This is a genomic window from Bradyrhizobium sp. 613_E4_N2_2, assembly GCF_052075995.1.
In the GTDB taxonomy this organism is placed as follows: Bacteria; Pseudomonadota; Alphaproteobacteria; order Rhizobiales; family Xanthobacteraceae; genus Bradyrhizobium; species Bradyrhizobium barranii.
Genome location: NZ_CP197234.1, coordinates 8,722,483 through 8,736,028, shown reverse-complemented (window position 1 = coordinate 8,736,028; position 13,546 = coordinate 8,722,483). Strand labels below are relative to the sequence as shown.

The following is a 13,546-nucleotide window of genomic DNA, read 5'->3' as shown; positions in this document are numbered from 1 at the left end:
GGTACTCGAATCACGGCAACTCGGTCGCGGGCAGGGTGATGGTGAAGGTCGATCCCTTGCCGGGACCGTCGCTCTCGGCCGTCACCTCGCCGCCATGCATGTCGATAATACGCTTGACGATGGAAAGCCCAAGCCCCGTCGAGCTCTCGCCCGCGGTCGGTTTGGCCGACAGCCGCTGGAACCGGCCGAACAGGCGGCCGAGATCCTCCGGCGACAGGCCGGCGCCCTCGTCGCTGACGCGGACGACGGTATCGCTGGCCTCATGGGTGACGGCGACGATGATCTTGCCGCCGATCGGTGAGTATTTGATGGCGTTGCTGATCAGATTGTCGATCGCCTCGCGGATGCGGTCGGTGTCGCACATGGTGACGATGTTGGGTGGCGCCGTGACGCTGATCGCCTGCTGCTTGTTGACGGCGAGCGGGTGGTTGGCATCGGCGACCTCTTTCACCAGCGCCGCGACGTCGACCGGCTCGCGGCGGATGGTAATGTCGAAGGCATCGGCCATCGCGTCCGAGATCAGATGATCAACCATCGTGGTCAGGCGCTTCGTCGCATCGCGGATGTGATCGACCTGGGCGACCACGCCATCGGACGAGGCGCCGGTCGAGATCAGCTCCTTCAGCATCTCGGTGCGGCCGAGGATGACGCCCAGCGGGTTCTTGAGGTCGTGGGCGACGGTGCCCAAAATCTCGTTCTTGAAGCCGTTGGCGCGCTGCAGCCGCAGCCATTGCGCCGAGAGGCGGCGGTTGGCCTGCATCAGCGCGCGGGTGCGCTGGGCGACGCGGTCCTCGAGCTGCGTGTTGGCGTCCTGGAGCTGCTGGTAGAGGATGACGTTGTCGAAGGCGATCGAGAGCCGGCTGGAGAAGATCTCGACCAGCGAGCGGTCGGTCTCGGACAGCTCGCGCTCGGCCTGCAGCAGCACCACCACCTCGCGGCCGGAGCCGGTCCGCAGATAGATCACGCTGCGGTGGTCGGCGAATTCGTTCTTGCGGCCCTGGAACGCGGCTTCCACCATCGTCCGCAGATCGGGGTCGAGCGCCTTCGACGAGGTCGTGCCGATGAAGCGGCTGTAGCAGCCGCTGCCGGCGAGCACGGAGAGCTCGGGGTCCACGCCGCCATTGTCGCGCAGCACCAGTATGCCGGCGCAATCGACATTGAGCAGCGAGGCGAGCTGGGTCAGCACGCCCTCGGCGAGCCGCTGCATCGACTTGAAGTCGTACAGCGTCGAGGCCGCGTCGATGATGATCTCGAGCCCGCGCCGCGTCTGCACCATGCGCTCGAGCTGCTGATAGGAGCGCAGCGCCGCGGTCAGCGAGGTGAACAGCTTGTCGGCGGTGAGCTCGGTCTTGGCCTTGTAGTCGTTGATGTCGTACTGGACGATCACGCGCCGCTCCGGCGCCTGGCCGGGCTGTCCCGTGCGCAGGATGATACGCACGGTCTCGTTCTTGAGCTCGTTGCGGATGAACTCGACCAGCTCGAGGCCGGCGACATCCGTCTCCATGATGACGTCGAGCAGCACGGCGGCGATGTCGCCATGCGCGGCCATCAGCTTGCGACCTTCCGCCGCGGAATGGGCGGAGAGGATCTCCAGCCCCTGGCCGTTGAGGCTGTAGTCGGACAGCGCGAAGCGGGTGCCGTCGTGCACGGCCGGATCGTCGTCGATGACGGCGATCTTCCACTTCCGTGCGTTCTGGTCCTCCGGTGCGGTACCGGTATCGTCGATCAGGTGGAGGACATCGTCCTGTTCGGCCATTGAGAAGTCCCGTCAGTCTCTGTGCTTTGCGCGCCGCCCTTGGCGACCCGGGGCATGATAATGCGAAAAGTAGTGCCTTGTCCCAGCTTGGATTCCAGCATCATGCGCCCGCCGAGCTGCTGGGTGACAAGGTTATAGACGATATGCAAGCCGAGTCCCGTACCACCTTCATTGCGCCGGGTGGTAAAGAATGGGTCAAAGGCCTGGCGCTGCACGTCAGGGGTCATGCCGGCCCCGTCATCGGCGAAGATGATCTCGATGTCGTCGGTCCCGCGCGGCCGCGCCGAGATCGTGATCGTGCCGGCGCGGCCGTCGGCAAAGGCGTGGTTGGCCGCGTTGAGGAAGAGGTTGGTCAGGATCTGGCCATAGGAGCCGGGATAGCCGTCGAGCAGGAGCCCCTCGGGCACGTCGGCCTGGAGCGTGATCGGCGAGCGCTTCAGGACCGGACGCAGGCTGGCGATGATTTGGTCGGTAGCTTCGCTGAGTGAGAACTGCCGCCGCTCGGCATGCGAGCGGTCGACCGCGACCTGCTTGAACGACTGGATCAGCTCGCCGGCGCGGGTGAGGTTGGCGACGAGCTGCTGCGAGGCGTCGCGCGAGGACTGCACGAACTCCTCCAGCTGCGAGCGGCGCAGGCCGCCGTCGCCCTTGAGCTGGGCCTCGAAGATCTCGGTGCGCCGGGCGAAGCTGGAGGCGACGGTCAGGCTGATGCCGATCGGGTTGTTGACCTCGTGCGCGACGCCGGCGACGAGTCCGCCGAGCGCCGCCAGCCGTTCGGCGTCGATCAAATTCTGCTGCGCGGTGTTGAGCTCGAGCAGCGCGCTCTCGGCCTTCTCCTTCGACGCGCGCAGCTCGTCCTCGGTCTCGCGCTTCGCGATCGCGTTCTCGCGGAACACCTCGACCGCGCGCGCCATGGCGCCGACCTCGTCGCGTGCCTTGGTGCCCTGCACCTCGCGGTCGAGGTCGCCGAGCGTGATCGCGCGCATCGCGGTCATGATCTGCTGCAGCGGCAGGCGGATCGACAGCGCGATCAGCACGCCCGCGGTGAGGATGATGCCGAGGAAAATCACCGCGATCGACAGCACCCGCCGCGAGATATCGGCGAGGGTACGATCAAACGTCTCCTGCGCCTTCTGCTCGCGCTGGCGCATCTTGGTGGAGAGGTCGTCGATGGCGCCGATCGCCTCGGCCTGGCTGGCGTCGATGGTGTTGCGCAGCAATTCGGTGCGGCTCGTCAGCTGCTCGGAGAGTTTTGCGAAACCCTCGCGCAGCGCCATGGTGCGGGTCCCGAGCCGTTGCAGCGCCATGCGCTGCAGGTCGTTGTCGGCGAGATCGATCATGACCGGAATGGTCTTCTCGATCGTCTCGGTGTTGCGGCGCGCGTCGTCAGCGGCACCGGGCGAGAGCGACAGATAGTAGGAGTTGGCGGCCACCAGCATCGCGGTGAAGGCTTCGCGGGACTTGCCGAGCGAGGGCCAGATCAAGGCGTCGCGATGGCCGGTGGCACCTTCGATGATGGAATAGAGCCCGGCCATGTCCCTGGCCGGGCCCTGCACCTGCTCCTCATAGGTCTTGGCGATGGTCGCCTGCACGCTGCGCAGCTCGCCGAAGCCGTTGAGGAAGCGGTCGGTGGTGCGCTCCAGCTCCTCGACTGAGCCCGACAGCATCGGGTCCTTGGCGGCACGGTCGGTGAGCGTGCCCAGCACCGCCTCGCGCAGCAGCAGGATCTCGGCAAATAGGTCCGGGCTCGGCTGGTTGATGTAGCGGTGGATCAGATTGTGCAGGCGCCCGGTCTCGCTCTCGAGCAGCGCCAGGATGCGGTCGGACTCGCGCACCTGGCGGACGTCGCCCCAGGCCGAGCCCAGCACCTGCGTGCCGTTCCAGATCAGCCCCACCAGCACCACGACCACGGCCGAGTTCAGCGCCGCGATCGACAGGATGCGCCAGCGGATCGGCACCGCGCGGAGCATCCCGACCAGGCGTGCGCGCAGCCGCCCGAGCGGGCCGGGCGGCCTGTCTGCGTGCTCGCTGTGTCCAAGTGCAGCCAAGCGGCTCACTCCACCTTGCGAATGCGTTCGATCAGCGCGGCCGCGGCGGGATCGCGCCCCGCCTTGGCATAGATCGCAGCCATCGCCTCCTCGAACGGCTTGCGGTCGATGTCCCTGGCGACGGTGATGCCGGCGGCTTCAGCCTTGTGCTGCGACTGCTCCTCGAGGTCGCGCCACTTCTCGCGCATGAACCGGCTGGAGTGAGCCGCGGCTTCGCGGAATATCTGCTGGTCGTCCGCCGACAGGCTTTTCCAGGCCTTCAGCGAGATCACCAGCACTTCCGGGCTCATCGTGTGCTCGGTGAGCGCGAGGTGGCCGGCATGTTTGTAATGGTCTGTCGTCACGAAAGATGGCCAGTTGTTTTCGGCGCCGTCGATCAGATGGTTGGCAAGCCCGGTGAGCACCTGCCCGTAGGGCATCTCGACCGGCTCGGCGCCGAGCGAGCGAATCATCTCGCTCATCAACTCCGACTGCTGCACCCGGATCCGCAATCCCCTGAGGTCGGCGACAGTCCGTATCGGACGGACGCCGTTGTAGATCGACCGCGCGCCGGAATCGTAGAAGGCGAGCCCGACGAAGCCGTAGGGCTCGAAACTGCCGAGGATCTCGCTGCCGATCGGCCCGTCCAGCACCTTCTGCATGTGCTCGATGGACCGGAACAGGAACGGCATGGCGAGCACGTTCATCGCCGGGACGAAGTTGCCGATCAGCGCCACATTGGTCCGGTTGAGGTCGATCGCGCCGACCCTGGTCTGCTCGATGGTCTCCTTCTCTTCGCCGAGCTGACGGGAATGGAACACCTTGATCTCGTGCCGGCCGCCGGTGCGCTCGGCAATCAGCGCGCCCATGTAGCGCAGCGCCTGGACGGTCGGGTAATCCTCGGCCTGGGTGTCGGCGGCGCGGAATTCGCGCGCAGCTGCGCTCGTCGCGCAGACCGCGAGCAGAAGCGCGACGAAGATCAACCCGGTCCGCGAGAGTTCGGCACGGTTCAGCACTGGCACACTCAACCCCTCAGTGGTGGAGTCTATGGCGAAGCAAAAAGGTTCAATGCAATCTAGCAGATGGTTGAGGGAAGGCCATCCCGCCGCACCCGGCGGAGCGATTGTGCGGCGCGGCCGCCGTTCATTCCCGGTTGAAACAGGAAATGCCGCGCCTTAAGCAGGTACGGTCGCCTTTGCCGCGCGACACGGGAAGAGCCATCGTGATTTCAGCATCGAGTCTTTTGCGGATCCTCGCCGCTTTCATCGTCCTCGCAATGCCTCTTCAGGCGCGCGCCGCAACCGACATCGCGCTGTGGCACGCCATGTCCGGCGAGCTTGGCCGGCAGCTCGAGAAGCTCGCCGCCGACTTCAACGCCTCGCAGTCCGATTACCGCATCGTGCCTGCTTACAAGGGCAACTACACCGAGACGGTGACGGCGGCGATCTTCGCCTTCCGCTCGCGCAGCCAACCGGCGATCGTCCAGGTCAACGAGGTCGCGACCGCCACCATGACCGCGGCCAAGGGCGCGATCTATCCCGTGTTCACCATGATGCGGGACATGAACGAGCCGTTCTCGCTGGGCGATTACCTTCCCGCAGTCTCCGGCTATTACACCGATGCGGCCGGCAATCTGTTGTCCTTCCCGTTCAATTCCTCGACGCCGATCCTCTATTACAACAAGACCATGTTCCGCGACGCGGGCCTCGATCCGGAGGCGCCGCCGAAGACATGGCCCGAGCTTGGGCTTGCCGCAAAGCGCCTGCGCGAGCGCGGTGCTGTGTGCGGCTTCACCACCTCCTGGCCGTCCTGGATCCACATCGAGAATTTCTCCGCCTTCCACAATCTGCCGCTCGCGACGCGGACCAATGGCTTCGCGGGGCTGGATGCCGAACTGACCATCAACAACCCGGTCGTCGTGCAACACATCGCCCAGCTTGCCGAGTGGCAGAAGGACAAGGTGTTCGATTACGGCGGCCGCGGCCAGTCGGCCGAGCCGCGCTTCCAGAAGGGCGAATGCGGCATCTTCATCGGCTCCTCGGCGACGCGGGCCGACATCAAGGCGAATTCGAAGTTCGATATCGGCTACGGCATGATGCCGTACTGGCCCGATGTGAAGAACGCGCCGCAGAACTCGATCATCGGCGGCGCCACGCTGTGGGTGCTGCGCGACCGCCCGCGCCAGGAATACAAGGGCGTGGCGCGGTTCTTCGCCTATCTGTCGCAGCCCGGCGTGCAGGCGGCCTGGCACCAGAACACCGGCTATCTGCCGATTACCCGCGCCGCCTTCGAGCTGACGCGCGCGCAGGGTTTTTACGAGCGCAATCCGGGCTCCGCGATCTCGTTCGAGGAGATCACGCTGCATCAGCCGACGGAGAACTCGAAGGGCATCCGGCTCGGCTCCTTCGTGCTGATCCGCGGCGCAATCGAGGACGAGCTGGAGCAGGCCTTCGCCGGCCAGAAGGGTGCGCAGGCAGCGCTCGATGCCGCGGTCGAGCGCGGCAACAAGCTGCTGCGCCAGTTCGAGCGCGCCAGCCCGGACCGGTAGCGGCAGATGACGAACGTCGCGCCGCTGCCGGCTTTCGCCGATGCGGACAGCTTTAGCGCCTTTCGCTCCGATCCTCCGCGATGGCTGCCGATCGCGCTCGACATCGCACGCAGCCACGGTCTCGATACCAGCGCGCCGCACGTGTTTGTAACAGGCACCAATCTCGTCGTCGGCCTCAGTGAGAAGCTGATCCTGAAAATCTTCCCGCCGCAGCTCGGCGCGCAATTCGTCTCGGAACGCGGGTCGCTGGCGCAGCTTGCCGGCCGCCTTTCCTTACCCATTCCCGAGATCGTCGCGGAGGGTGAGCGCGACGGCTGGCCTTACCTCGTCATCACGCGCCTTGCCGGCACGCTCGGCTCGGAGGTGTGGCCGCAGCTGGCGGAAGATCAGAAAGAGCGCCTGCTGCGCCAGATCGGCGAGACCATCGCCGCCGTGCAGCACGCGCCGCTTGGTCCGCTCGCAAACATTGAACCGCGCTGGGACGACTTCATGCGCGCCCAGATGCAGGGCTGTAAGGCGCGGCACACGCGCCTCGGCCTTGCACCGAAATTCCTCGAAGGCCTCGACGATCTCCTGCGCGACGCGGCCGAGCTGATTCCGATGGAAGCGCCGCCGGTGATCCTGGTCGGCGAATATATCCCCCAGAACTTCCTGCTCGCCTGCCACGACGATCAATGGTCGCTCGCGGGCCTGTTCGACTTCGGCGACGTGCTGACGGGATGGCGCGACTACGATCTGCTCGGCCCCGGCGCCTTCATGGCGGCGGGCCGGCCGGGGAGGGTGCGCAGTCTGCTCGAGGGCTTTGGCTATGCAAAGCCGGACTATGCGCTCAAGCGCCGGCTGATGGCGCTGATGCTGCTGCACCGCGCCAGTGACCTCAACAGCCACGTCTGTATCGAGGGCTGGCAGGACAGGGCGAACGATCTCGTCGAGTTGCAGGATCTGATCTGGGCGGGCTGAACGGGTCCGGGGCATCTGCGACGGCCTGCTCAATCCGGCAGCGCTCAATCTTTCAGCTTATTTTTAGAGCAGAATCGCATCTTTGTATGCAATTGACCGGCTTGTCCAAAACGCGATCAATCGCCAAGATATCAAAAATATTATTCAGAATCAGTATCTTATTTGGAAATTAAGACCTCGTTAAGCGCTGGCACGAACCTTGCGAATCCCTGTTCCAACCAGAAACTTTTGCGTTGGAGCATTTTCATGAAGCGCCGCGATTTCCTCAAGTCCGTGTCCGGATTGGCCGCAGGCGCGGCACTTCCGGCGATGCCACAGGTCATCTCCACCGCCTATGCCGATGCGCGCTCGGAGACGCTGCTGATCGTCTCGGAAGGCGGCCCGAACAATCTCGACATCCACGGCGTCGGCACCAACGTGCCCGGCTATGAAGTGTCCTGGAATTGCTACGACCGCCTGATCAGCCACGAGATGAAGACCGGCCCCGGCGGCGTACCCTATTACGACCGCGACAAGTTCAAGCCCGAGCTCGCCGAAGAGATGAAGATCGACGACATGTCGGTCACCTTCAAGCTGCGCAAGAACGCCAAATTCCACGACGGCACGCCCGTCACCGCCAAGGACGTGAAGTGGTCGCTCGACCGCGCCGTCAGCGTCGGCGGCTTCCCGACCTTCCAGATGAGTGCGGGCTCTCTCACCAAGCCGGAGCAGTTCGTCGTGATCGACGACACCACCGTGCGCGTCGATTTCCTGAAGAAGGACAAGCTCACGATCCCCGATCTCGCGGTCATCGTGCCCTGCATCGTCAATTCCGAGCTGGTGAAGAAGAACGCCAGCGAGAAGGACCCCTGGGGTCTCGAGTTTACAAAACAGCAGACTGCGGGCTCCGGCGCCTACAAGGTGACGAAGTGGACCGCCGGCACCGAAGTGATCATGGAGCGCAACGAGGATTGGGTCTGCGGTCCCTTGCCGAAGATCAAGCGCGTGATCTGGCGCATGGTGCCGCAGGCCGGCAACCGCCGCGCGCTGCTGGAGCGGGGCGACGCCGACATCTCCTACGAGCTGCCCAACAAGGATTTTCAGGAGATGAAGGCGAACGGCAAGCTCAACGTCGTGTCGCTGCCGTTCTCCAACGGCATCCAGTATATCGGCATGAACGTCACCAAGCCGCCCTTCGACAATCCGAAGGTCCGTCAGGCGGTGGCCTACGCGCTGCCCTATCAGAAGATCATCGACGCGGTGATGTTCGGCCTCGCCAACCCGATGTTCGGCGCGCCGAAGGACAAGCCGACCGAAGTCGCCTGGCCGCAGCCGCACAAATACAACACCGACATCGAGAGGGCGAAAGCGCTGATGGCGGAGGCGGGCCTCGCCAACGGCTTCGAGACCACGATCTCGTTCGACCTGAATTTTGCCGGCGTCAACGAGCCGCTCTGCGTGCTGGTGCAGGAGTCACTCGCGCAGATCGGCATCAAGACCACCATCAACAAGGTGCCCGGCGCCAACTGGCGCACCGAGCTGAACAAGAAGGAGATGCCGCTCTTCACCAACGTGTTCTCGGGCTGGCTCGATTACCCCGAATACTTCTTCTACTGGTGCTATCACGGCAACAATTCCGTCTTCAACACCATGAGCTACAAGTCGGCGGAGATGGACAAGCTGATCGACGGCGCGCGCACGGCAGCGGCGACCGGCGACACTGCGACCTACGATGCCGACGTGAAGGGCTTCGTCGATCTCGCTTTCACCGACATCCCGCGCATCCCGCTGTACCAGCCCTTCGTCAACGTCGCGATGCAGAAGAACATCAGCGGCTACCAATACTGGTTCCACCGAAGGCTGGATTACCGCGCGCTGGTGAAGGGGTGAGCCGTCATGCTGATCGTCGGCGACGCATCGGCATGTGGTGGTCTTCCGGACTCGAGTGAGGCGGCCACCGCCCTCTCACTCCCTCCCCCCTTGCGGGGGAGGGGCGGGGAGAGGGGTAGCCACGAACTCAGTCCTCTCCCGGAGCCACCCCTCTCCCTAACCCTCCCCCGCAAGGGGGGAGGGAACGCAGCGGTGCAAGCGGCGCGATCTCATTTCCAAGCTGAGCGCACGAGGAGGTCACCATGCTGACCATGATCGGCAAGCGCCTGATGTTCGCGATTCCCTCGCTGATCGGGGTCGTCATCGTCACCTTCCTGCTCACGCGCGCGTTGCCCGGTGATCCCGCCGCATACTTCGCCGGTCCCGCCGCGACCAAGGAAGCCGTCGAGCAGATCCGCAAGAAGCTTGGCCTCGACAAGCCGCTGATCGAGCAGTTCTTCCGCTACACCAACGACCTCGCCCATGGCGATTTCGGCAACTCGCTCACCACGGGACAGCCGGTCGCGGCCGAGATCCGCAATCGCCTGCCGGCTTCCGCCGAGCTGACGCTGCTCGGCCTCATCGTTTCGGTCGTGATCGCTATTCCGCTCGGCGTGCTCGCGGCGACGCGGCCGGGATCATGGGTCGACCATCTCTGCCGTGTCACGACGACGGCCGGCGTGTCGCTGCCCGTGTTCTTCACCGGCCTCGTGCTGGTCTATGTCTTCTATTTCCGGCTCGGCTGGTCGCCCGCGCCGCTCGGCCGCCTCGATGTGTTCACCAGCGCGCCGCCGACCGTGACCGGCTTCTATCTGATAGACACCCTGATCGCACGCGACTTCGAGGCGTTCCGCTCCGCGCTGAGCCAGCTCATCCTGCCGGCGACGACGCTCGCGATCTTCTCGCTGGCGCCGATCGCGCGCATGACGCGCGCCTCGATGCTGGCGGTGTTGTCGTCGGAGTTCGTGCGTACGGCCCGCGCCAGCGGTCTGTCGCCGTCGACCGTCATCATCAGCTACGCGTTTCGCAATGCGATGCTGCCCGTCATCACCACGCTTAGCATGGTGTTCTCGTTCCTGCTCGGGGCCAACGTGCTGGTGGAAAAAGTGTTCGCCTGGCCCGGCATCGGCTCCTACGCGGTGGAAGCGCTGATCTCGTCGGACTTCGCGCCGGTGCAGGGCTTCGTGCTGACCATGGCGGTCATGTACGTGCTTTTGAATCTCGTGATCGACATTCTCTACGGCGTGATCGATCCGCGTGTCAGGTTGGAGGGCTAAATCATGAGCTCCGTTGCGCCTGCTGTTGAACCCGTCGGCCCTGCGCGGACCTCGGGGCTCGTCGCGATCCTCGAACAGACCCGCTACGTTCTCGGTGAGAACAAGGTCACGGGTTTCGCCTTCGCGCTGCTCATCGTGATCCTCATCGCGGCGATCTTCGGCCCCTACGTGGTGCCGTATGATCCACTCGCTTCCGATACCGCCGCGGCGCTGAAACCGCCGTCGATGGCGCACTGGTTCGGCACCGACCAGCTCGGCCGCGACATTTTTAGCCGCGTCATCGTGGCGACGCGGCTCGATACGTTAATCGCCGTCGCCTCCGTCGTGCTGGTGTTCCTGATGGGCGGGCTTGCGGGCATCGCGGCCGGCTATTTCGGCGGCTGGACCGACCGCATCGTCGGCCGCATTGCCGACACCATCATGGCTTTCCCGCTGTTCGTGCTGGCGATGGGCATCGTCGCCGCCCTCGGCAATACCGTGCAGAACATCATTCTGGCCACCGCCATCGTGAACTTCCCGCTCTACGCCCGCGTCGCGCGCGCCGAAGCCAATGTCCGCCGCAATGCCGGCTTCGTGCAGGCCGCGCGTCTCTCCGGCAACGGCGAATTCCGCATCCTGCTGGTGCACATCTTGCCGAACATCATGCCGATCATGATCGTGCAGATGTCGCTGACCATGGGCTACGCCATCCTCAACGCCGCGGGCCTGTCCTTCATCGGCCTCGGCGTCCGCCCGCCCACCGCCGAATGGGGCATCATGGTCGCGGAAGGCGCGGGCTTCATGGTCTCCGGCGAATGGTGGATCGCGCTATTCCCCGGCCTTGCTCTGATGATCGCCGTGTTCTGCTTCAACCTCCTCGGCGACGGCCTCCGCGACATCGTCGACCCCCAGCGGAGGACGTGATGATTGTCAAGTGCGGGATGAGAAGCGCAACGCTTGGAAGTGAGGAGAGCACCGCTCTCTCATTCCCTCCCCCCTTGCGGGGGAGGGGCAGGGAGAGGGGTAGCCACGAACTCCGACCTCTCCCGGGGCCACCCCTCTCCCCAACCCTCCCCCGCAAGGGGGGAGGGGACGAGAGGCCGGTGCCCGCCTCACACGCAAATTTCCCGCCGAAATTCCCCAATGATTCCAACCCCGTTCTACTGTGCATGGGGTTGTTTTCGACATTTTTGATCGGGAGGCCCTCATGACCGCCCAGCCCCTGCTCGACGTCCAGGACCTCACGGTCGAATTCACCACCCGCCGCGGCATCGTCAAAGCGGTGCAGCACGTCAACATTTCCGTCGCCAAGGGCGAGACGCTCGCCATCGTCGGCGAGTCCGGCTCCGGCAAGTCGGTGACGTCCTATGCGGTGATGCGCATCCTCGACCGGGCGGGGCGGATCGCCGAGGGCTCGGTCATGTTCTCGGGCATCGACGTGAAGGCCGCGACCGAAGGCCAGATGCGCGATCTGCGCGGCCGCGAAGTCTCGATGATCTTCCAGAACCCGCGCGCGGCGCTGAACCCGATCCGTAAAGTGGGCGACCAGATCGAGGACGTGCTGCGCACCCATGTGCAGCAAGCCATGGTTTCGGACCACGGAGAAAAGGCGATCGAGGCGCTGGAGCAGGTCAAGATCGCCCGCCCGCGCGAGCGCTACCACGCCTATCCGTTCGAGCTGTCAGGCGGCATGTGCCAGCGCGTCGTCATCGCGCTCGCGCTCGCCTGCAATCCGCAGCTCCTGATCGCGGACGAGCCGACCACCGGCCTCGACGTTACCACCCAGAAGGCGGTGATGGACCTGATCGTCGAGCTGACCAAGCGCAAGGCGATGTCGACCATCCTGATCACGCATGATCTGGGTTTGGCCGCAGCCTATTGCGACCGCGTCGTGGTGATGGAAAAGGGCCGCGTGGTCGAGACCGCGAAAGCCGCCGACATCTTCGCCAACCCGCAGCACCCCTACACCAAGAAGCTAATGCGCGCGACGCCGCGGCTCGGCGTGTCCTTGCGGGATTTGTTGGCCGAGGAGGAGGGCGCGTCCTCATCCGCAGCCGTCATGGCCGGGCCTGACCCGGCCATCCATCAGCCTTCGCAAGGTGAGACCTCCAAGCCCCTCCTGCTCATCGAAAAGCTCGTCAAGGAATATCCCCGCCAGGGTGCCACGGCCACGCTCGGAAAACTGTTCGGCCGCAAGCCGCCCGTGGAGCCTGACGTGTTCCGCGCCGTCGACGGCATCAGCCTCTCCATCGGCCATGGTGAGAGCGTCGGCCTCGTCGGCGAATCCGGTTGCGGCAAATCGACGACGTCGATGATGGTGATGCGGCTCTTGGACCAGACCTCGGGCCTGATCCAGTTCGACGGCGAGGACATCGGCGCCATCGCGCCTGCCTCCTTCGCCCGGCTGCCGCAGCGCAGCCGCATCCAGATGGTGTTCCAGGACCCGACCGACAGCCTCAACCCGCGTTTCACCGCCGCCCGCGCCATCGCCGACCCCATCATGCAACTCGGCGACATCAGGGGACGCGATGCGCTGCGAACGCGCTGCGAGGAGCTCGCGACCATGGTCGGGCTGCCGCACAATCTGCTGGATCGGTTTCCGCACCAGCTCTCCGGCGGCCAGAAGGCCCGCGTCGGCATCGCGCGCGCCATCGCCCTGCATCCAAAACTGGTCATACTGGACGAGCCGACCGCGGCGCTGGACGTCTCGGTGCAGGCGGTGGTGCTGAACCTGCTTCAGGACCTCAAGGCACGGCTAGGTATGAGCTATCTGTTCGTCTCGCATGATTTGAATGTAGTGCGCTTGTTGTGCGATCGTGTCATTGTGATGCGGACGGGGCGGATCGTCGAGGAAGGCTCTTCCGAGAAAGTCCTGAGCGATCCGCAGGACGACTACACCAAGGAGCTGCTGACGGCGATCCCGCATCCGCCGTTGCCAGTGCACTGAGATCAGCTTGAGAGAGTGATGGCCGAGCCGCTGGACGATTATATCGACGCCGTATCGAAAGCGCTGGCGCTGCCGGTCGAGGAGGCCTGGAGGCCGGCGGTGCGCGCCAATCTCGAAGTCTCGCTCCGGCTTGGCCGACTGGTCGACGAATTCGCGCTGCCGGACGAGACCGAGCCCGCGCCGATCTTCACGGTCTGACCCCGC

Annotated in this window: 10 protein-coding genes; 7 read left to right on the top strand and 3 right to left on the bottom strand. The window is 64.9% G+C overall.

Going from position 1 to position 13,546, the window contains the following annotated elements:
* Nucleotides 1-10: 10 nt before the first annotated feature.
* The 3 genes from AB7290_RS41560 to AB7290_RS41550 all read right to left on the bottom strand — a co-directional run bounded on the left by AB7290_RS41560 (nucleotide 11) and on the right by AB7290_RS41550 (nucleotide 4,805).
* Nucleotides 11-1,756: an ATP-binding response regulator gene (locus tag AB7290_RS41560; RefSeq protein ID WP_063979952.1), complete on the bottom strand. Its 1,746-nt coding sequence runs from the start codon at nucleotides 1,754-1,756 to the stop codon at nucleotides 11-13.
* A complete protein-coding gene (locus tag AB7290_RS41555; RefSeq protein ID WP_223154137.1) occupies nucleotides 1,726-3,726 on the bottom strand; it encodes a sensor histidine kinase in 2,001 nt (666 codons plus the stop codon). Before AB7290_RS41555 ends, AB7290_RS41560 begins: the two co-directional genes overlap by 31 nt.
* An 83-nt stretch (nucleotides 3,727-3,809) precedes the next feature.
* A complete protein-coding gene (locus tag AB7290_RS41550; protein WP_085404085.1) occupies nucleotides 3,810-4,805 on the bottom strand; it encodes a TRAP transporter substrate-binding protein in 996 nt (331 codons plus the stop codon).
* A gap of 143 nt (nucleotides 4,806-4,948) precedes the next feature.
* Here AB7290_RS41550 and ugpB point away from each other — a divergent pair, with 143 nt between their 5' ends.
* The 7 genes from ugpB to AB7290_RS41515 all read left to right on the top strand — a co-directional run bounded on the left by ugpB (nucleotide 4,949) and on the right by AB7290_RS41515 (nucleotide 13,540).
* The gene (gene ugpB, locus AB7290_RS41545) at nucleotides 4,949-6,331 is read left to right on the top strand and encodes a sn-glycerol-3-phosphate ABC transporter substrate-binding protein UgpB (protein ID WP_085403978.1); all 1,383 of its coding nucleotides are present in this window, start codon (nucleotides 4,949-4,951) and stop codon (nucleotides 6,329-6,331) included.
* Between the two features lie 6 nt (nucleotides 6,332-6,337).
* Nucleotides 6,338-7,291: an aminoglycoside phosphotransferase family protein gene (locus tag AB7290_RS41540; protein ID WP_085403977.1), complete on the top strand. Its 954-nt coding sequence runs from the start codon at nucleotides 6,338-6,340 to the stop codon at nucleotides 7,289-7,291.
* A gap of 246 nt (nucleotides 7,292-7,537) precedes the next feature.
* The gene (locus AB7290_RS41535; protein WP_085403976.1) at nucleotides 7,538-9,160 is read left to right on the top strand and encodes an ABC transporter substrate-binding protein; all 1,623 of its coding nucleotides are present in this window, start codon (nucleotides 7,538-7,540) and stop codon (nucleotides 9,158-9,160) included.
* 242 nt (nucleotides 9,161-9,402) lie between these two features.
* Nucleotides 9,403-10,416 (top strand): ABC transporter permease, encoded by a 1,014-nt coding sequence (locus tag AB7290_RS41530; RefSeq protein WP_085399227.1) that lies wholly within the window; start codon nucleotides 9,403-9,405, stop codon nucleotides 10,414-10,416.
* Nucleotides 10,417-10,419: 3 nt separating this feature from the next.
* Nucleotides 10,420-11,319, top strand: a complete 900-nt coding sequence (locus AB7290_RS41525) for an ABC transporter permease (protein ID WP_085399228.1) — start codon at nucleotides 10,420-10,422, stop codon at nucleotides 11,317-11,319.
* Between the two features lie 283 nt (nucleotides 11,320-11,602).
* Complete coding sequence (locus AB7290_RS41520) at nucleotides 11,603-13,342, top strand: dipeptide ABC transporter ATP-binding protein (protein ID WP_085399229.1); 1,740 nt, start codon at nucleotides 11,603-11,605, stop codon at nucleotides 13,340-13,342.
* An 18-nt stretch (nucleotides 13,343-13,360) separates the two neighbouring features.
* Entirely contained in the window at nucleotides 13,361-13,540 is a 180-nt protein-coding gene (locus AB7290_RS41515; RefSeq protein ID WP_028148078.1) for a DUF4089 domain-containing protein, read from the top strand.
* The last annotated feature ends 6 nt before the right edge of the window (nucleotides 13,541-13,546 follow it).

Bases quoted from the DNA above. Each gene is read 5' to 3' on its own strand.
- AB7290_RS41560 (WP_063979952.1), bottom strand. From the start codon at position 1,756: ATGGCCGAACAGGACGATGTCCTCCACCTGATCGACGATACCGGTACC.
- AB7290_RS41555 (WP_223154137.1), bottom strand. From the start codon at position 3,726: ATGCTCCGCGCGGTGCCGATCCGCTGGCGCATCCTGTCGATCGCGGCG.
- ugpB (WP_085403978.1), top strand. From the start codon at position 4,949: ATGCCGCGCCTTAAGCAGGTACGGTCGCCTTTGCCGCGCGACACGGGA.
- AB7290_RS41540 (WP_085403977.1), top strand. From the start codon at position 6,338: ATGACGAACGTCGCGCCGCTGCCGGCTTTCGCCGATGCGGACAGCTTT.
- AB7290_RS41535 (WP_085403976.1), top strand. From the start codon at position 7,538: ATGAAGCGCCGCGATTTCCTCAAGTCCGTGTCCGGATTGGCCGCAGGC.
- AB7290_RS41530 (WP_085399227.1), top strand. From the start codon at position 9,403: ATGCTGACCATGATCGGCAAGCGCCTGATGTTCGCGATTCCCTCGCTG.
- AB7290_RS41525 (WP_085399228.1), top strand. From the start codon at position 10,420: ATGAGCTCCGTTGCGCCTGCTGTTGAACCCGTCGGCCCTGCGCGGACC.
- AB7290_RS41520 (WP_085399229.1), top strand. From the start codon at position 11,603: ATGACCGCCCAGCCCCTGCTCGACGTCCAGGACCTCACGGTCGAATTC.
- AB7290_RS41515 (WP_028148078.1), top strand. From the start codon at position 13,361: ATGGCCGAGCCGCTGGACGATTATATCGACGCCGTATCGAAAGCGCTG.